This window comes from Streptomyces sp. NPDC048111, assembly GCF_043202815.1.
In the GTDB taxonomy this organism is placed as follows: Bacteria; Actinomycetota; Actinomycetes; order Streptomycetales; family Streptomycetaceae; genus Streptomyces.
Map to the genome: position 1 here is coordinate 1 of NZ_JBIDBD010000054.1, position 18,012 is coordinate 18,012.

The following is an 18,012-nucleotide window of genomic DNA, read 5'->3' on the forward strand; positions in this document are numbered from 1 at the left end:
CGTCGAGACAGCCCAGCACTCGCCAGCCCCGCCCAAGATTGCGAAGCGCAGGTCAGCCGACTCACCTCTCGCAATCTTCAGTCGGACAGGACAGCGGTGGCCGACGGGCTCTTGCCGGAGGCGGGGGCGGCGCCGCTGTAGGGGAGGCCGGTGTCCGAGGCGTCGGGCAGGGCCTGCTTCGGAGTGGCGTCGTCGGCGAACAGGGTGCCCGCGAACGCCGCCGTGGCGATGGCCGCCGTGGCCGCGGCGCCGACGGCCAGCGCGGCGAGCCGGCCGCGTCTGCGGGGAGCCCGCGGGGGAGCGGCCCCCGCGGGGCCCGCGCCACCGGGGGCCTGGTCCGCCGTCGAACCCGCCACCGGGGCCGCCGCCGAACCCGCCGCCGGGTCCGCCGCCGAGTCCGCCACCGGGGCCGCCGCCGAACCCGCCGCCGAATCCGTCGCCGGGACCACCGCCCCCAGCCGCATCGTCCGCTCGGCAGCGGTCTCGGGCGGGGCCGTGGCTTCGTCGTCGAGCTCCGCCGAGGCGTTCGGCAGCACCACGTACGGCCTGATCCGCAGCGGGTCGAAGTCCTCCGCCGCGGCGGCCTCGGCCGAGCGTTCGGCGTGCGGCGTCTCGGCGGCGCGCCCGGCGCAGGAGCAGCCGGGTCTGCCGTCCACCCCGCGCTGCGCGCCGCATTCCGGGCAGCCGTGTCCGGTCATCGTCGGGCCCCTCCCCATGGACTGCGAGCGATTATGCCCGGCGGCCCCCGGCCGCCCCGAGGGGTGCGGCCGACCCCGGCAGGCCGTTTCCGTACATTCCGATCAAGATGGGAGGAGCGAGTCGGAGGGCTCACGGACGCGGGTGACGCACCCGCGGCGGTGGGCCGCAGCACTCACTCACGGATGGGACGTGGTCATGGCCCGGAAATCCGCCCCCGCCGTCGTCGCCCCCGCTGCGGGGCACGAGCGGCGGACCGTCATGGTCGCCATCGGCGCGCTGCTGCTCGGCATGCTGCTCGCCGCGCTCGACCAGACCATCGTCTCGACCGCGCTGCCGACCATCGTCAGTGACCTCGGCGGCATGAACCACCTGTCGTGGGTGGTCACCGCCTACATGCTGGCCGCCACCGCCGCGACCCCGCTGTGGGGAAAGCTCGGCGACCAGTACGGCCGCAAGAAGCTGTTCCAACTGGCCATCGTCATCTTCCTCGTCGGCTCCGGCCTGTGCGGCATCGCGCAGAACATGGGCGAGCTGATCGGCTTCCGCGCGCTCCAGGGCTTGGGCGGCGGCGGGCTGATGGTGCTGTCCATGGCGATCGTCGGCGACCTCGTCCCGCCCCGCGAACGCGGCAGGTACCAGGGCCTGTTCGGCGCGGTCTTCGGCGCGACCAGCGTGCTCGGGCCGCTGCTCGGCGGGTTCTTCACCGAACAGCTCAGCTGGCGCTGGGTGTTCTACATCAACCTGCCGATCGGGGTGATCGCGCTCGTCGTCATCGCGGCCGTCCTGCACATCCCGGTCCACGGCACCCGCCACACCATCGACTACCTGGGCACCTTCCTCATCGCCTCCGTCGCGACCTGCCTGGTCCTGGTCGCCTCGCTCGGCGGGACCACCTGGCCCTGGGGCTCGGCCCGGATCATCGGGCTCGCGGTGCTCGGCCTGGTGCTGCTCGTGGCCTTCGTGGCCGTGGAGCGCCGGGCGGTCGAGCCGGTGCTGCCGCTGAAGCTGTTCCGCATCCGCACCTTCAGCCTCGTGGCGCTCATCAGCTTCATCGTGGGTTTCGCGATGTTCGGCGCGATGACGTACCTGCCGACCTTCCTCCAGGTCGTCCAGCGCATCTCGCCCACCATGTCCGGGGTGCACATGCTGCCGATGGTCCTCGGCATGCTGCTGACCTCGACCGGCTCCGGCCAGATCGTCTCCCGCACCGGCCGCTGGAAGGTCTTCCCGATCGCCGGCACCGCCCTCACCACGATCGGCCTGCTGCTCCTGCACCGGCTCACCGAGACCAGCCCCACCTGGGAGATGAGCCTCTACTTCTTCGTCTTCGGCGCGGGACTCGGCCTCGTCATGCAGGTCCTCGTCCTGGTCGTACAGAACGCCGTCGACTACGCGGACCTCGGCGTCGCGACCTCCGGCGCCACCTTCTTCCGGTCCATCGGAGCCTCCTTCGGCGTCGCCATCTTCGGCACGATCTTCACCAACCGGCTCACCGGCAAGCTCTCCGACGCCCTGGCCGGACAGCCGCTACCGCCCGGCGTCGGCCCCGCCGCGATCTCGGCGGACCCGCACCGCATCGCCCAGCTCCCGCCCGCGGCGCAGCCGGCCGTGCTGCACGCGTACGCCACCTCGATCACGGACGTCTTCCTGTACGCGGCCCCGGTGGTGCTCCTCGCCTTCGTGACGGCGTGGTTCCTCAAGGAGGACAAGCTGCGCGGCGCCGTCACCGCCCCCGACACCAGCCAGACCCTCGCCTCCAACCCCGTCGAGCGGTCCTCGTACGAGGAGTGCGCCCGGGCGCTGTCGCTGCTCGGCACGCGCGAGGGCCGGCGCGAGATCTACCGGACCATCACGCACAAGGCCGACCTGGACCTGCTGCCCGCGGCGAGCTGGCTCCTGCTGCGCATCAACAAGTACGGGTCCACCGACCCGGCGGTGCTCGCCGAACGCGTGCCCGTACCGCTGCACGTCATCACCGAGGCGGCCCGCCAGGTGGAGGAACGCGGACTCACCCGGCGCGACGGCATCCCGATGGTCCTCACCGAGCAGGGGCGCGCGGTGGCGGCGCAGCTGTGCACGGCCCGCGAGGAGTCCCTGGCCGAACTGCTCGGCGACTGGTGGGGCCCGCAACGGCCGCGGGACCTGGTGAAACTGGTCAGGGAGCTGTCCACCGAGCTGTCGGGCTCCGACGAGGAACAGCCCAGGGGGCCGGCCGCGCCCCGCGACCACCTGGCGCACGAGCATGCGGGGCGTGAGTGAGGGGGGTTGAGGGGCTTCGGGGGTTCCCGAACACCTCGGTGGCCCCGGTGGCCCGGGTGGCCCGGGTGGCCCGGGTGGCCTTGGAGGCCCGGGTGGCCCCGGTGACCCGGGTGGCCCCGGTGACCCGGGTGGCCCGGGTGGCCCGGGTGGCCTTGGAGGCCCGGGTGGCCTCGGAGGCCCGGGTGGCCCCGGTGACCCGGGTGGCCCCGGAGATCCCGGTGGCCCCGGTGGCCTGGATGGCCCCAGTGGCCTGGGTGGCCCCGGGGGCCCGGGTGGCTCCGGAGATCCCGGTGGCCCCGATGGCCCCGTGAACCCCCTCCTCACAGCTCCTTGGCGAACCAGCGTTCGCGGTAGGGCCCCTCGTTGTACGGAGCGACCTCGCGATAGCCGTGCTTGGCGTACAGGCCGCGCGCCTCGACCAGATCGTGCCGGGTGTCCAGGGCGAGCCGCCGGGCGCCGAGCCGCCGGGCCGCGTCCTCCAGGGCGGACAGCAGCGCCCCGCCGCCACCGGTTCCGCGAGCGAAGGGGCGCACGAAGACCCGGGTCAGCTCGGCCGTCGCCGGGGCCGTTCCGTCGATCACCGGCGCCTGGGCACACAGCAGGATGCCGCCGCACGCCGCCGGGCGCCCCTGGTGGCGGCCGACCACGAAGTCCCCGGTGGGCGGCCGGAGTTGGTCCGCCCCGTCGTCGGCGAGCCCCTGCTCGATCTCCTCGGGGGTGGCGGGCCGGCCGTACCAGCGGCTCGCCACCTCGTCGTAGTAGTCGCGCCGCAGCAGGCTCGCGTCGGGGGTGTCGGGCCGCTCGACGGCCATGATCCAACTCATGGGTCACTGCCTATCCCGGGCGGCCCCGGCGCCGCCACCGAATAAACCGAGCCGCCGCGCGACGGGCCTCAGCTCCTGGGCACGGCCTGCTGCACCACGAGGACGCGCGCGCCGCGCGGCCGGCTCAGGCTTCGGGTGCGGACGGTCAGACCTTGGGCGCGGCCGGCTCAGGCCTTGGGCGCGGACGGTCGGACCTCGGGCGCGGCCGGCTCAGGCCTTGGGCGCGGACGGTCGGATCTCGGGCGCGGCCGGCTCAGGCCTTGGGCGCGGACGGTCGGATCTCGGGCGCGGCCGGCTCAGGCCTTCGGCTCGGGGGACGGCTCAGGCCTTGGGTGCGGCCTGCTGGACCACCTCGAAGGACCACAGCGTGGACCCCGACGCGGCGGGCTTGGGCCGCTCGCCGCCCCCGCCGCCGCCCTCGCCCCCGCCGTGCGCGCCCCGCATGGAGGTGGCCATCCAGTTCTGGAAGTCCTCCTCGCTGCGCCAGCGGGTGTAGACGAGGTACTGGTCGGTGCCCTCGGCGGGCCGGAGCAGCTCGAACCACTCGAACCCGTCGGAGTCCTCCACCGACCCGGCCCGCGAGGCGAACCGCTTCTCCAGGACCTCCCGCTGCTCGTCCGGCACGGTCAGTACGTTGATCTTTACGACGCTGGGCACGCGACACCTCTCCTCGGAAGTCCACCAGACGGCGCCTTCGTTCGTCCGTCGGGGATCAGTGTGCTCCATGACCAGGTCAAGGGCGCGTGAGCGGCGGCTGGGGCCAGGGCGGTGCGGCGGCGCGCCGACGGCGCCGGCCGCGTACGGCGAGGAGCCCGCCCAGGACTCCGGCGAGCAGCACGACGAGCGCGCCCCCGATGGTCAGGAGCCAGGCCGGCGCTCCGCCCACGGTCATCAACTCATCGGCATAGCGGACGCGTTGGAACCCCGAGTCGTCGGCGGCACGCCGCAGTTCGTGGTCGCCCGTGATCCGCGCGGGCTGCGGGAACGACTGGGTCAGCGCCGTGAGGTACACCGGTTCCGTACGCCCCACCAGGTCGCCGATCGCGCCGGAGGGGTGGGCGACCTCGCCCGCGTACAGGGTCGTCGGCGCGGCCCCGCCGATCGTGGACGACGGCTCCATCCGGTGGGCGGCCAGCACGTACAGGTCCAGGGTCTGCGGGTTCTTCGCGAGACGGGACAGCCGCATCGGATAGACCAGGCGGTCGCTGGCGAAGGTGAGGCTCAGCGGGTCGAGGGAGCCGCGCAGGGTCCGGCCCGCCTGATCGGGGGCGAGCCGGATCGCCACGTACTCCCACTTCTGCTCGACGTAGGGCCGGAGTTCGGTGGCGAGCGCGGGCGGGAGCTGGAAGCCGTTGCGGGCCAGCCAGTCGCGCAGCGCCGCCGGATCGGAGGCGGTGAGGCGGGCCACGTCGAAGGGGCCGAGCCGCTCCCTGCCGATGACCTCCACCGGAGGCTTGGCCGAGGGCGCCGGGGCGCCGTCGCCCACCCGACGGTCCTTGCCGAACGGCCAGTCGCCCTCGCGCGGCCAGAAGTACGAGCGGGTGCGGCGCACCGGAGCGGAGAGTTCCTCCAGCTGACCGAAGAGCGCGCGGTCGCCGAGCTTCACGGTGGCCCGGGTCGGCACCGGCATGATCCACGCGGCCTTGGGAGCGTCGCCGTCCACGGTGAGCCGCATCACGATCTGCTCGCTGTGGCCGTCCCAGCGCACGGCCGAGGTCTCCTGCCGGACGCTCAACTGCCGCCCGCTCTGCGGAACCATCGCCCCGCAGCCGCACGCGTACGCCGGTGCCACCAGCGAGCCGAGCTGGAGTGCCACCAGTGCCAGGGCCACGAGCAGCGCCCGCCGCCAGTGCCTTTGACCGTTGCGCATGTGCGTGTACCCCCGTGTTGATCGACGACGGGAGCTACGACGGCGCGGCGGCGCCTCCGGTTCCGCCGCACGGGCCCGGCCGGGGGTGCCGCTGAACCGGCCCCGCTGATCCGGCCCGGCCGGGGACGTGCTGAACCGGTTCGCCGAACCGGCCCGGCCGGGGTCGTGCTGAACCGGTTCGCCGAACCGGGGTTCCGTTCAGCCGGCCCGTCCGGTTCCCCAGGCGGTGACGTGGTCGGGCACGGCGATGCCCTCGGGCAGCGCGGGGTCGGATTCGGGCGCCCCGAGCCGGGTGTGCACCGGCACCACCCCGGCCCACAGACCGAGCCGGCCGTCCGGGCCGTCCGCGTCCTGGGGCGGCCCGGACGCAGTCTTCACGGATGCCTCGTCGAGGGGGAGGGCGAGCAGGGACGTGGCCGCCAGCTCCTTGGCGCTGGGGCGGCGCGCGTAGTCCCACTGGCCCGGTGCACAGTGCTCGGTCAGGATCCTGAGCCCGTGCAGCAGTTCGTCCTCCTCGGTGACCTGCCGGGGTACGGCGTAGATCATCGCGCTGCGGTAGTTGACGCCGTGCTCGAACACCGAGCGGGCGAGGACCAGGCCGTCGATGTGCGTGACGGTCACGCAGACCGTGGCCCGCGGAGCCCGCACGAGACTGCGGCTGGCGACCGAGCCGTGCAGATAGAGCGTCCGCCGGTCGAAGTCGACGCCGTACACGGTAGGGACCACCATCGGGGTCCCGTCGACGGTGACGCCGAGATGACAGACGAAACCGTCCCGCAGGATGCCGTCGAGGTCGGAGACCAGAGCGCTCCCCTGCTCACGCAGCCGCCGATGCCGGGTGCGCTCGGTGGGGGCCAGCTCCGCGGGTGCGGGTTGGATGTGCTGATTCGGTTGCTGTGCTTCCACTTTCCTGCCGATTCGGTTGCCGGGTGCGGGTGGGGCAACTGTTTCAGTAGGGGGGTGGGGGATCAAGGGGGATGGAGGGTCGGGGTGGGAGTGGGGTGCTGGGCCGGGCTGGGGGCGTCGGCTGGTCCGGGCCAGGTTGGCTGGGCCGCTTTTGCGCAGTTCCCCGCGCCCTCAACCCCCCGGTCTTGTGCGGGCCATGGTCGCTTCTCGCGCAGTTCCCCGCGCCCCTGGCAGGGCTGATGCCGGCCCGCACGTGCATCCCCGCCCGCCTTGCGCAGTTCCCCGCACCCCTTAGCAGCATGGTGCTGGCCCGCATCGGGACACCTCAGCCTGTCATGGGGGTCCCCCTGGCCCTTTAGGACTTGGGGGAGTTTGAGGACGAGCGCCGTTCAGACGCGAAGGGGGGTTCGGGGGCGCAGCCCCGAGAGGGGTGCAGGGGACGAAGTCCCCGCGTGGGGGCGCAGGGGGCGGAGCCCCCGCCGGGGTTCGAGGGGCGGAGCCCCTCAGGGGGTTCGGGGCGCAGCCCCGGGACCTCGACTTCTCGGTGCCCGTCACGGGCGGGTGGGTGGGCAAGCGCCCCGGGGTTAGAGGGGCGGAGCCCCTCAGCGGGTCTGGGGCGCAGCCCCAGGGCCAGGCACCCTCCAACCCCCTCCGCGGGCGGGCGGGTGGGCAGCCCCCTTGGGGGTCTGGGGCGCAGCCCCAGGGCCGGGCCTATCCAACCCGCTGCACGGGCGGGCGGGTGGGCAAACCCCCCGGGGTCTGGGGCGCAGCCCCAGGGAGCCGAACCTACCCACCCCGCTGCACGGGCGGGCGGGTGGGCAACCCCCCCTCGGGGACCCCGGGGCGCAGCCCCGAACCCAGGCAACCCCCTGCCCGCCCGCCCGGGCAAAAGGCCGAGGGGGCTCAGCCGAGAGCCCTCAACCCCGCACCACCCCAAGCCCCTTGATCCCGTTCAACCAAGCAGACCGCAACCTCCGAGGCCCCCCGGCCAACCGCAGATCGGGCAGGACATCGGCGACCGCGTTGAAGATCAGGTTGATCTCCAGCACCGCCAGGGACTTGCCGAGGCAGAAGTGCGGCCCGCCGCCTCCGAAGCCGAGGTGCGGATTGGGGTCCCGGGTGATGTCGAAGCGCTCGGGGTGGTCGAAGACCTCGGGGTCGTTGTTGGCGGAGGAGTAGAAGAGACCGACACGGTCCCCCGCCGTGATCTTCTGGCCGCCGAGCTCGGTGTCCTGGGTCGCGGTGCGCTGGAAGGAGACGACGGGCGTAGCCCAGCGCACGATCTCCTCGGCCGCGGTGGCCGGACGCTCGCGTTTGTAGAGTTCCCACTGGTCGGGGTGGGTCAAGAAGGCGTGCATCCCGTGGCTGATCGCATTGCGGGTGGTCTCGTTTCCGGCCACCGCGAGCAGGATCACGAAGAAGCCGAACTCGTCGGAGAGCAGGTTGCCCTCGCCCTCGGCGGCGACCAGCTGCGAGACGATGTCCTTGGCCGGGCACTCCTTGCGGGCCGCCGCGAGGTTCATCGCGTACGACACCAGCTCCATCGCCGCCTCGGCGCCGATCTCCTCGGTGATCGCGTACTCCGGGTCGTCGTACGCCGCCATCTTGTTGGACCAGTCGAAGATCTTCGTCCGGTCCTCCTGCGGGACGCCGATGAGTTCGGCGATGGCCTGCAGGGGCAGCTCGACGGCGATGTTGGTGACGAAGTCGAAGGCGCCGTCGTTCTTGTCGGCCTCCGACAGCGCGGCGTCCACGATGGAGCGGGCGCGGTCACGCAGGGCGCCCTCCAGGGAGCGGATCGCGCGCGGAGTGAAGCCGCGCTGGACGATCTGGCGGACGCGGGTGTGCTCGGGCGGGTCCATGTTCAGCATGATCAGCTTCTGGACGTCGATCTGCTCCCGGCTGATCGACTCGTTGAAGCGGATCACCGCGGTGTTGGTGTGGGAGGAGAACAACTCCGGGTGCGTGGACACGTACTTGACGTCGGCGTGCCGCGTCACCGCCCAGTAACCGTCGTCCTGGAAACCGGAGATGCCGGTCGGCTGGGCGCACCACCAGACCGGCGCGGTCTGTCGCAGCTCCGCGAACTCCGGGTGCGGGACGCGGGATTGGAGCAGGTCGGGGTCGGTGAAGTCGAACCCGTCGGGCAGGTGGGGGCAACGCATCGGCCACTCCATGTCTGACGGTCCATCAGAAGGTGTCGGAAAGGTAGTAACGGGTTCTAGAACAAGCAAGGCTCGCGGCAGCATCTGTTGCGCACTGAACTGCCCACACGGGCCGTGCACAACCCTTGCGTACCCGGGGTAGCTCTCATAAGACTGCACTCAGAACTAGAACGCGTATCAGTTCGTGGCCGTGCGGTGCCGGGACACCCAGCGGCTGTGTCGGGAGAGGACGAGCTCATGGCCGCGGAACCTGTCATCGTCGAAGCCGTACGCACGCCCATCGGCAAGCGCGGGGGCGCGCTCGCCAATCTGCACCCCGCCTATCTGCTCGGTGAGACCTACCGCGAACTCCTCGGCCGCACCGGCATCCACGCCGACTGCGTCGAGCAGATCGTCGGCGGTACGGTCACCCACGCCGGCGAACAGTCGATGAACCCGGCACGCAACGCCTGGCTCGCGGTGGGCCTTCCGTACGAGACGGCCGCGACCACCGTCGACTGCCAGTGCGGCTCCTCGCAGCAGGCGAGCCACATGGTGGCCAACATGATCGCGGCGGGGGTCATCGACGTCGGCATCAGCTGCGGGGTGGAGGCGATGTCGCGGGTGCCGCTCGGCTCGGGTTCCAAGCACGGACCGGGCAAGCCCTGGCCCGACGAGTGGAACGTGGACCTGCCCAACCAGTTCGAGGCGGCGGAACGGATCGCCCGCAACCGGGGCCTGACCCGCGAACGGGTCGACTCCCTCGGCCTGCTCTCGCAGGAGCGGGCGGCGGTGGCCTGGGGCGAGGAGCGCTTCAAACGCGAGACGTTCGCGGTGCAGGTGCCGACGACCGAGGAGGAGCAGGCGGCCGGGCAGGGCATGTGGCGCCTGGTCGACCGGGACGAGGGGCTGCGCGACACCTCGATGGAGGCGCTCGGGCGGCTCAAGCCCGTGATGCCGACGGCCGTGCACACGGCCGGCAACTCGTCACAGATCTCCGACGGCGCGGCGGCGATCATGTGGGCGTCCAAGCGGATGGCGCGCGCGCTGAAGCTCAGGCCGAGGGCGCGGATCGTGGCGCAGGCGCTGGTCGGGGCCGACCCGCACTTCCACCTCGACGGTCCGATCGACGCGACGCGGGCGGTGCTGGGCAAGGCGGGGATGTCGCTGCGCGACATCGACCTGGTCGAGATCAACGAGGCGTTCGCGTCGGTGGTGCTGAGCTGGGCGCAGGTCTTCGAGCAGGACCTGGAGAAGGTGAACGTCAACGGGGGTGCCATCGCGTTGGGGCATCCCGTCGGGGCGACAGGGGCTCGACTCATCGCGACGGCGTTGCACGAGCTGGAGCGGCGGGACAAGGAGTTCGCTCTGGTGACGATGTGCGCCGGCGGAGCCCTGGCCACCGCCACCATCCTGCAACGCCTGTAACCCACTCCCGTCCCGCGCACCCGTCATTCAGGTGCGGCCCGTACTGGGCTGGTCGCGCAGTTCCCCGCGCCCCTGGCAGGGCCGGGCGGGCCCGGGGTTTGCGCAGTTCCTCGCGCCCCTAACCCCTCGCTCGCCTGCGGATCGTGCTCGCTCCTCGCGCAGTTCCCCGCGCCCCTAACTGCACCGGTGCGGGCCAGCATGCGCATCCTCAGCCCGTCATGGGGGTACCCCCTGGCCCTTTAGGCCTTGGGGGAGTTTGAGGACGAGCGCCGTTCAGGCGCGAAGGGGGGTCCGGGGGCGCAGCCCCCGGGAGGGGTGCAGGGGACGAAGTCCCCGCGTGGGGGTGCAGGGGGCGGAGCCCCCGCCGGGGTCCGAGGGGCGGAGCCCCTCAGGGGGTCTGGGGCGCAGCCCCAGGGCCAGGCACCCTCCAACCCCCCGCACGGGCGGGCGGGTGGGCAAACCCCCGGGGACCGAGGGGCGGAGCACCTCGGGGGTGGCTCAGTACCAGCTGTTCTGCTGCCAGAAGTTCCACGCCCCACAAGGACTCCCGTACCGCTCCTTCATGTAATTCAGCCCCCACTTGATCTGCGTAGCAGGATTGGTCTGCCAGTCGGCCCCGGCCGACGCCATCTTGGACCCGGGCAGCGCCTGCACGAGCCCGTACGCCCCGGAGGACGCGTTCGTGGCCGACGGGTTCCAGCCCGACTCGTGGTTCACGATCTTGCTGAAGCACTGGAACTGGTCCGAGGGCATCATCTGCTGCGCGATGGCCTGGGCGCTCGTGGGCGCTGCGTGCGCCGGCACGGCGGCCATGGCGACGCCGGAGGCGGCGATGAGCGTGGCGCCGGCGGCGGCGATGGACTTCTTACGGGCGGTGACGCGGGCGGCGAAAGACAACGAAGGACCTAACTTCGGGGACGTGGGCGGCCGCACTCCGCCGGAGGTTCGATGACCTCCGCGACGGGGGAACCGTAAGGAGTCGGCCCGGCAGGCGGACCGGGCTGTTCCGGCGACTCGAACAGTTGTAACGGGCCCGATGGGCGGCCGCAATGACCCCGCTTACTAGTGACCGTCGCACCGGGGGTGGAACGGCCCCCGGGGTGTAAGGCACGGATAAGTCCAGGTCAGAGCCGTCGCGAGGGGGCTCGTGGATCATGGCTGTGGGCCACTATTCCCGTTCGTAGAGGACGAAGGGCCTGTGGGCGGCCTCACCCCCGCGGCACCCTTTTCAGCTCTCGAATGTGACCTGCGCCTCGAAGGCGGCCCGCCGTGTCGCCCGCCTCAACGCCCGCAGCAGCGTGGGCCCGAGGGTGAGGGTGAGCACCACCGTGAGCGCCGCCCGCCCCAGGTCCCAGCCCAGCGACGTGGCCGCGCAGTACGCGAAGAAGCGGATGAGGTTGTCGTGCAGCGGGTCGCCCGGGTGGAAGGAGATGCCCGAGGACATGCCGCCGATGAACGTCCAGCCCTGAAGGTTCATGACCGTGCCGTACGCGAACGAGGCGAGCGCCCCGTACAGCGCCAGCAGCGCCCACTCGGCCCGGCCGCGCAGCCGGTGCGCCCCCGGCAGCAGCCCCGCGCCCATCGTGAACCAGCCCATGGCCAGCATCTGGAACGGCATCCAGGGCCCGACCCCGCCGGTCAGCAGCGCGGACGCGAACATCGTCACCGAGCCGAGGACGAACCCGAAGCCCGGCCCGAGCACCCGGCCGCTCAGGACCATCAGGAAGAACATCGGCTCCAGGCCCGCCGTGCCCGCGCCGAGCGGGCGCAGCGCGGCCCCCACCGCGGCCAGCACACCGAGCATCGCGACGGCCTTGGCGTCCATGCCGTCGTCGGCGATCGTGGCGATGACCACCCCCACCAGGAGCGGGAGCAGCGCCGCGAAGAGCCAGGGCGCGTCCTGCGCGTGGGCGAGGCCCGAGTCGGCGTCGGCGAGCAGCGGCCAGCCGAAGGCCGCCACCCCGATCAGCGTGATCAGGGCGAGCGCCACCACGGCACGCGGCCCGAGCCGTACGGCCCTGGCCGCCCGGACGCCCGGCTCGCCGCCCGTCCCCGTTCCCGTCATGCCAGGGCCTCGCGTACCTGCGCGACGGTCAGCCAGTGCTGCGGGGCGAGCACCTTCGCGACCTGGGGGGCGAACGCGGGCGACGAGACGACCACATCGGCCGTCGGGCCGTCCGCGACGACCTCGCCGCCCGCCAGGATGACCACCCGGTGGGCGAGTTCGGCGGCCAGCTCCACGTCATGGGTGGCGAGCACGATGGCGTGGCCCCCGGCGGCGAGCTCGCGCAGGACCGTGACCAGGCGCCCCTTGGCCGCGTAGTCGAGACCCCGGGTCGGCTCGTCCAGGAGGAGCAGCGGAGGGCGGCCGGTCAGGACGATGGCCAGCGCGAGGGTCAGGCGCTGCCCCTCGGACAGGTCGCGCGGATGGGTGTCGTCCCGTACGCCCGGAAGCAGTGCGGAGACGAGCGCGCGGCAGCTGCCCGGGGCGGCCCCGGCGTCCTCGTCGGCGGCGGCGCATTCGGCCGCGACGGTGTCGGCGTACAACAGGTCGCGCGGCTCCTGCGGTACGAGGCCGACCTCGCGGATCAGTTCGCGCGGCGGGGTGCGGTGCGGGGTGCGCCCGCCCACGGCGACCGTGCCGGAGGTCGGCTCGATCATGCCGACGAGGGTGTTGAGGAGCGTGGACTTCCCGGCGCCGTTGCGGCCCATCAGGGCGATGGTCTCGCCCGGGGCGACAGTGAGGTCCACCTGGCGCAGCGCCTCCACCCGCCCCCGGCGCACCCCGAGGGCGCTGACGCGGGCGGTGGCGGGCGCGCCCGCGGTGCGCGGAGGGCGCCGGAAGAGGGCGGTCAGGCCGCGCCCGCGCGCGGCGCGGCGACCCGAGCTGTCGGGACCCGGACCGCCGAGCCCCGAGCTGTCGGGACCCGGACCGCCGAGCCCCGAGCTGTCGGGACCCGGGCCGCCGAGCCCCGAGCCGCCAGGCCCCGATCCGTCGCGGCTCATGGTGTCGGGCCGCGCGCCGGCGGGGGCCGGCCGCGGGGTGTGTGCGGCCAGCTCCTCACGCAGGGGGCCCGCCATCCGCCGCGCGTCGCGCACGGACAGGGGGAGGGGAGACCAGCCCGCCAGGTGACCGAGGGCCACCACCGGGGGGTGGACGGGCGAGACGCGCATGATCTCGGCGGGCGTGCCCATGACCGGCGGGGCCCCGGGCGAGGGCAGCAGGATGACCTGGTCCGCGTACTGCACCACCCGCTCCAGGCGGTGCTCGGCCAGCAGGACCGTGGTGCCCAGGTCGTGGACCAGGCGCTGGAGGACCGAGAGGACGTCCTCCGCCGCGGCCGGGTCGAGCGCCGAGGTCGGCTCGTCCAGGACGAGCACCTTGGGATGCGGGGTGAGGACGGAGCCGATCGCGACGCGCTGCTGCTGCCCGCCGGAGAGCGTGGCGATCGGGCGGTCGCGCAGCTCGGCCAGGCCCAGCAGGTCCAGGGTCTCCTCGACCCGGCGGCGCATCACCGCGGGCGCGAGCCCCAACGACTCCATTCCGTAGGCCAGTTCGTCCTCGACGGTGTCGGTGACGAAGTGGGCCAGGGGATCCTGCCCCACCGTGCCGACCAGATCGGCGAGTTCGCGCGGCTTGTGCGTGCGGGTGTCGCGGCCGCCCACGGTGACCCGCCCGCGCAGGGTGCCGCCGGTGAAGTGCGGCACGAGCCCGGAGACGGTGCCGAGCAAAGTCGACTTGCCGACCCCGGACGGTCCGACCAGCAGCACCAACTCGCCCTCGGGGACGGCCAGTTCGACGCCCCGTACGGTCGGACCCGCGGCGGAGTCGTAGGTGACCGACACGTTCTCGAACCGGATCACGGGGACTCCTTCACGGGGACTCCTTCGGAGGAACGGGAGCGACGAAGGCCGGAAGCAGTCCGGCGAGCAGGGAGAGGGCGGGCCACAGCGGCAGGTCCGGCGCGCTCAGCGGGACCACGCCCAGGTTCAGGGACGCGGGGGCGTACGCACCCGCCCACAGCATCAGGGCCGCGACCGCCGCGCCGGAACCGGCCACGAGCCAGGACCGGACGTTCCAGCGGTCGGGCCGGTAGCGGGTACGGATCTGGCGCCGGCCGCCGAGCCGCAGCCCGGCGACCGAGGCGAGCACTCCGGCCGCCAGCACCGGCAGGCCGTACCCGGCACCCGCGGAGGCGAGCAGCCCGTACGTCCCCGCGCACACGCCGAGCAGTCCGCCCAGGGTGAGGACGGTGGTGATCAGGCGGACCGGGGCGGGGACCTGGGCGGTGCGGCCGTAACCCCGCGCGTCCATCGACGCGGCCACCGCGACCGAGCGCTCCAGGGCGCCTTCCAGCACCGGCAGACCGATCTGGGCGATCGCCCCGAAGCCACCGGTGGGACGGCCGCGCAGCCGCCGGGCGGTCCGCAGGCGTACGACATCGGCCACCATGTTCGGCGCGAAGGTCATCGCGACGACCACGGCGACGCCGGCCTCGTACAGGGCGCCCGGCAGCGACTTGAGGAGCCGGGCCGGATTGGCCAGCGCGTTGGCCGCGCCCACGCAGATCAGCAGGGTGGCCAGGCGGGCCCCGTCGTACAGCGCGAAGAGCATGCCCTCGGCGGTGACCCGGCCGCCGACGCGGACGCCCTTCGCCCAGTCCGGGAGCGGGAGTTCGGGCAGCGTCAGGAGGGTGTGGCTGCCGGGGATCGGCGAGCCGAGCACCACGTTGAACAGGAGCCGGACGCCGACGACGAACAGGCCGATCTTGAGGAACGCGGTGTACGAGCGGGCCCAGGGGGCGTCGGTCTTGCGGGCCGCCACGACATAGCCGGCCACGCCGACGAGGAGGCCGAGCAGGAGGGGGTTGTTGGTGCGCGAGGCGGCGGTGGCGAGCCCGAGGGCCCAGAGCCACCAGGCACCGGGATGCACGGCGTTGCTCCGGCTCGCCACCGGCGCGGGCCGCCTCCGGGGAGCCCGTCGCGCCCCGTCGGCGCCGGGTCGGCGGGGCCGCACCCGGCCCTCGCCCGGCCCGTGCCCGCCACCCGCACTCTCCGCCCCCTCCGCATCACCAGTGCGCCCGCGGACGTCCCCGATGGTCCGCCCCCTCCCCGCCGTCGCGGGCCGCGGCTCGAAGGGCGCCGAACCGGCGCCGGGGGCGGGGTGCGCCGAGGAGGCCCCCGGGGTGGGGACCCCAGGGGCAGGAGACGACGCGGGCTCGGGAGGCATTCCCGGGGTCAGCCCTTCCGGCGGCGGGACTGCCAGATGGCCGCCGCGCCGAGCGCGAGGACCGCGGCCACCCCGGCGAGCAGACCCACCGACGGGCCGCCGGAACCGCCGTCGTCGGCCTTCTTCGCCGGGTCGGAGGCGGCGGGGGTGTTCCCGACCGGTTCGCCGCAACCCGTGCGCGGATAGCCGGCGATCGCGCACAGCAGGGCCGCGCTGTTGTAGCGCAGCGGCTTGGCCACGGCGGCGAGCGCGTCCGCGGTGGTGGCGTCGGGGGCCACCTGGGCGCACGCGGTGCGCGCGGCGGGCGGGGTCTCTCCCTGCTCGCCGTCCTGGGGCGTACCGAAGTCGATGACGAGCGCGACCCGCTTCGTGCCGTCCTTGGTCGGCGTCGAGCCGCACACCGCCTCGAAGGAGGGGGCAGTGCGCGGCTGGGAGGCGTCCTTGGAGTCCGCGCTCACCGCGAAGCGGAAGCCCTCCACCGAGCCGTCGCCGGGGTGTGCGGACGCCGGGCCCTGGGTGGCGTACGTCCAGGCGTCGCCCTGCCGGTCCCAGAACGACCAGTACCGGTACCCGGCCGCCCGGGCGGTCCCCGCGCCGGCGGCGAGGACGGCCAGGGCCAGGAGCAGCGCGGCGAACGGGGCGAGTCGCGTCCGCGTCACAGCTGCTGGTTCTTCCTGCGGCCGCTGATCAGGAAGCCGACGCCGATGCCCGCCAGCAGCCCCACGGCGACGATCCACCAGACGGAGATGCCGTCGTCGTTCTTCGACTCCGACGTGTCGGCGGCGGAGGGCGAGGACGAGGCGGAGGCCGCCTGCGGGGCGGGGCCGGTGGCGTTGAGGGCCTTGATCAGGTCGGTGCCGCCGAAGTTCTTCGGGTCGGAGCCGGTGGCGTCGGCGGCGAAGACGAGCTGGGCGTAGGCGGCGGGGCCGTTCTCCTTGGCCCAGGCGGAGGCGTTCTTGGCGAGCCAGTCGGCGGAGGCCTTGGCCTGCTGCGGCATGCCGTCGGCGGCGAGCGCGACGACCGCGTCGGCCGTGTTGCCGAAGTCGGGCTGGTCGGTGGCGCCCGGCATGGCGGACTTGAGGAACCCGGTCGGGGCCAGCGTCCTGGCGAGCTGGGCGGCACCGTTGTGGGCGGCCTGTTCGGGGGTGGTGGCCTTCTCGCAGGCGGCGCCCTTGGTGTCGGCGGGGCCGGCGGTGGCGGTGAGGCCCTTGCCGAGGGAGCCGGTCACGGCGGCGGCGGTCGCGTCCGCGTTGGCGTACAGCTTCTGCGTCTTGGGGTCGGGCTGGAAGGCGAAGGCGCCGGCGCCGGCCGGATCGTCGCAGGGCAGCGCGAAGGTGAGCAGCGCGTCGAAGGGGGTCTTGCCGGCCTTGGCCGACTTCACGTCGGCGGGCTTCTCGCCGGCGGCGGCGAGGGCACCGATCACGATGGCCGTGGAGTTGGCGTCGCTGCCGCCCATGCCCGGGGTGTAGGGCCAGCCGCCGTCGTCCTGCTGGACGGACTTGAGCCAGCCGATGCCCTTCTTGACGGCGTCACTGTGCCCGCCGAGCGCGCCGAGCGCCTGGACGGCGGCAGAGGTGGCGTTGGTGTCGAGCTTGGCCGCGTCGCAGGCCTTGCCGGTGTCCGCGCGGAACGACATGAAGGCGCCGTCGGCGCACTGCTGTCCGGTGAGCCAGGCGACGGCCTGGTCCGCGGGCCTGACGTCGGCCTTCTGCTGCGCGAGGAAGGCGAGGGACTGCCGGAAGACGCCGTCGTACGTGGGGTCCTTCGCGCCGTACAGGCCCGGGGGGACGGCCGCGGGCGACGGCGTGCCGTCGGCGAAGGCCGCCGGGGCGGTGCCGCCCAGGACGGCGGTGGCGGCGGCGAGCGCTGCTGCGCAGCGGCGTACGGTCATGGCGGGCGGTGCCTCTCCTGCGGGGGAGCGCGGGCGCGGGCGCGCGCTGGCACCCGGCTCCGGCTCCGTATGCCTCGACGATGCCGGTCACCTGCGGTGTGCGGGTGACGGTGAGCCGGTCATGCGGTGACGGGGCATTCCGGCTTCCCGCCCCGGTGGGGGTGGGTCACGGCTGCGGGTCAGCGCCGGGTTTGCACCGGCTTCCCCCCGTACGAGCATGACGACCCGCCCACCCTACCCGCCACCCCCCACCCCCGACGTCCCCCACCCCATCCCGAGGCCACCACCACACCGCGCAGTTCCCCGCGCCCCCGGCGGGACTGGGGTGCCCGGGTTCGCGCAGTTCCCCGCGCCCCTTAACCCGGCGGTCATGTGCGGACCGTGCTCGCTCCTCGCGCAGTTCCCCGCGCCCCTGACAGGACCGGTGCTGGGCCGCACGTGTAGCCCGGCCTGCCTCGCGCAGTTCCCCGCGCCCCTGGGGGTCGACCTCCGGCCGGGCGAACGGTTGCCCAGCGCCGTTGAACCCGCGCTCGTCTGCGGACCGTGCTCGCTTCTCGCGCAGTTCCCCGCGCCCCTGACAGGACCGGTGCGGGCCCGCACCGGGCATTTCAGCCCGTCCGGCGTTGAGGACGAGCGCCGTTCAGGCGCGAAAGGGGGGTGCGGGGGGCGGAGCCCCCGCCGGGGTTCGAGGGGCGGAGCCCCTCAGGGGGTCTGGGGCGCAGCCCCAGGGCTCAGCCGGTACAACCCGCTGCACGGGCGGG

Annotated in this window: 15 protein-coding genes and 1 riboswitch; of the genes, 3 read left to right on the forward strand and 12 right to left on the reverse strand. The window is 73.7% G+C overall.

Annotation, left to right across the window (positions count from 1 at the left end; genetic code table 11):
* Positions 1-77: 77 nt before the first annotated feature.
* Entirely contained in the window at positions 78-698 is a 621-nt protein-coding gene (locus tag ACGF3I_RS34640; protein WP_393139203.1) for a hypothetical protein, read from the reverse strand.
* Between the two features lie 196 nt (positions 699-894).
* On the opposite strand from ACGF3I_RS34640, the gene ACGF3I_RS34645 reads away from it, so the two are divergent.
* On the forward strand, positions 895-2,958 hold the full coding sequence (locus ACGF3I_RS34645) for a DHA2 family efflux MFS transporter permease subunit (RefSeq protein WP_393139205.1): 2,064 nt from the start codon (positions 895-897) through the stop codon (positions 2,956-2,958).
* A 74-nt stretch (positions 2,959-3,032) separates the two neighbouring features.
* Complete coding sequence (locus tag ACGF3I_RS34650) at positions 3,033-3,269, forward strand: hypothetical protein (protein WP_393139207.1); 237 nt, start codon at positions 3,033-3,035, stop codon at positions 3,267-3,269.
* Between the two features lie 9 nt (positions 3,270-3,278).
* Here ACGF3I_RS34650 and ACGF3I_RS34655 read toward each other — a convergent pair whose 3' ends face one another.
* From ACGF3I_RS34655 to ACGF3I_RS34675, 5 genes are all read right to left on the reverse strand, one after another.
* Positions 3,279-3,782 (reverse strand): GNAT family N-acetyltransferase, encoded by a 504-nt coding sequence (locus tag ACGF3I_RS34655; protein ID WP_393139209.1) that lies wholly within the window; start codon positions 3,780-3,782, stop codon positions 3,279-3,281.
* Between the two features lie 321 nt (positions 3,783-4,103).
* Complete coding sequence (locus tag ACGF3I_RS34660) at positions 4,104-4,439, reverse strand: antibiotic biosynthesis monooxygenase family protein (RefSeq protein ID WP_393139211.1); 336 nt, start codon at positions 4,437-4,439, stop codon at positions 4,104-4,106.
* Positions 4,440-4,515: 76 nt separating this feature from the next.
* Entirely contained in the window at positions 4,516-5,652 is a 1,137-nt protein-coding gene (locus tag ACGF3I_RS34665) for a DUF2330 domain-containing protein (protein ID WP_393139213.1), read from the reverse strand.
* A 198-nt stretch (positions 5,653-5,850) separates the two neighbouring features.
* Positions 5,851-6,558: a pyridoxamine 5'-phosphate oxidase family protein gene (locus ACGF3I_RS34670; RefSeq protein WP_393139215.1), complete on the reverse strand. Its 708-nt coding sequence runs from the start codon at positions 6,556-6,558 to the stop codon at positions 5,851-5,853.
* Between the two features lie 917 nt (positions 6,559-7,475).
* Positions 7,476-8,723, reverse strand: a complete 1,248-nt coding sequence (locus tag ACGF3I_RS34675; protein WP_393139217.1) for a cytochrome P450 — start codon at positions 8,721-8,723, stop codon at positions 7,476-7,478.
* Between the two features lie 237 nt (positions 8,724-8,960).
* Here ACGF3I_RS34675 and ACGF3I_RS34680 point away from each other — a divergent pair, with 237 nt between their 5' ends.
* Entirely contained in the window at positions 8,961-10,130 is a 1,170-nt protein-coding gene (locus ACGF3I_RS34680) for a steroid 3-ketoacyl-CoA thiolase (protein WP_393139219.1), read from the forward strand.
* A gap of 498 nt (positions 10,131-10,628) precedes the next feature.
* Here the strand turns inward: ACGF3I_RS34680 and ACGF3I_RS34685 are convergent, their stop codons facing one another.
* From ACGF3I_RS34685 to ACGF3I_RS34710, 6 genes are all read right to left on the reverse strand, one after another.
* Complete coding sequence (locus ACGF3I_RS34685) at positions 10,629-11,027, reverse strand: transglycosylase SLT domain-containing protein (protein ID WP_393139221.1); 399 nt, start codon at positions 11,025-11,027, stop codon at positions 10,629-10,631.
* Between the two features lie 331 nt (positions 11,028-11,358).
* Positions 11,359-12,195: an ECF transporter S component gene (locus ACGF3I_RS34690; protein ID WP_393139223.1), complete on the reverse strand. Its 837-nt coding sequence runs from the start codon at positions 12,193-12,195 to the stop codon at positions 11,359-11,361.
* Positions 12,192-13,994: an ABC transporter ATP-binding protein gene (locus tag ACGF3I_RS34695; RefSeq protein ID WP_393139225.1), complete on the reverse strand. Its 1,803-nt coding sequence runs from the start codon at positions 13,992-13,994 to the stop codon at positions 12,192-12,194. Before ACGF3I_RS34695 ends, ACGF3I_RS34690 begins: the two co-directional genes overlap by 4 nt.
* Positions 13,995-14,004: 10 nt before the next feature.
* A complete protein-coding gene (locus ACGF3I_RS34700; RefSeq protein ID WP_393139227.1) occupies positions 14,005-15,360 on the reverse strand; it encodes an energy-coupling factor transporter transmembrane component T in 1,356 nt (451 codons plus the stop codon).
* 8 nt (positions 15,361-15,368) lie between these two features.
* Positions 15,369-16,019, reverse strand: coding sequence for an SCO2322 family protein (locus tag ACGF3I_RS34705; RefSeq protein ID WP_393139229.1), 651 nt, complete (start codon positions 16,017-16,019; stop codon positions 15,369-15,371).
* Positions 16,016-17,251, reverse strand: a complete 1,236-nt coding sequence (locus ACGF3I_RS34710; protein ID WP_393139231.1) for a prenyltransferase/squalene oxidase repeat-containing protein — start codon at positions 17,249-17,251, stop codon at positions 16,016-16,018. The genes ACGF3I_RS34705 and ACGF3I_RS34710 overlap by 4 nt, the downstream gene beginning before the upstream one ends.
* Before the next feature lie 132 nt (positions 17,252-17,383).
* Positions 17,384-17,458, reverse strand: a riboswitch (cobalamin riboswitch).
* Between the last annotated feature and the right edge of the window lie 554 nt (positions 17,459-18,012).

Excerpts from the sequence above, each read along its gene's own strand:
- ACGF3I_RS34640 (WP_393139203.1), bottom strand. The coding sequence starts at position 698 with ATGACCGGACACGGCTGCCCGGAATGCGGCGCGCAGCGCGGGGTGGAC.
- ACGF3I_RS34645 (WP_393139205.1), top strand. The coding sequence starts at position 895 with ATGGCCCGGAAATCCGCCCCCGCCGTCGTCGCCCCCGCTGCGGGGCAC.
- ACGF3I_RS34655 (WP_393139209.1), bottom strand. The coding sequence starts at position 3,782 with ATGAGTTGGATCATGGCCGTCGAGCGGCCCGACACCCCCGACGCGAGC.
- ACGF3I_RS34665 (WP_393139213.1), bottom strand. The coding sequence starts at position 5,652 with ATGCGCAACGGTCAAAGGCACTGGCGGCGGGCGCTGCTCGTGGCCCTG.
- ACGF3I_RS34675 (WP_393139217.1), bottom strand. The coding sequence starts at position 8,723 with ATGCGTTGCCCCCACCTGCCCGACGGGTTCGACTTCACCGACCCCGAC.
- ACGF3I_RS34680 (WP_393139219.1), top strand. The coding sequence starts at position 8,961 with ATGGCCGCGGAACCTGTCATCGTCGAAGCCGTACGCACGCCCATCGGC.
- ACGF3I_RS34690 (WP_393139223.1), bottom strand. The coding sequence starts at position 12,195 with ATGACGGGAACGGGGACGGGCGGCGAGCCGGGCGTCCGGGCGGCCAGG.
- ACGF3I_RS34700 (WP_393139227.1), bottom strand. The coding sequence starts at position 15,360 with ATGCCTCCCGAGCCCGCGTCGTCTCCTGCCCCTGGGGTCCCCACCCCG.
- ACGF3I_RS34710 (WP_393139231.1), bottom strand. The coding sequence starts at position 17,251 with ATGACCGTACGCCGCTGCGCAGCAGCGCTCGCCGCCGCCACCGCCGTC.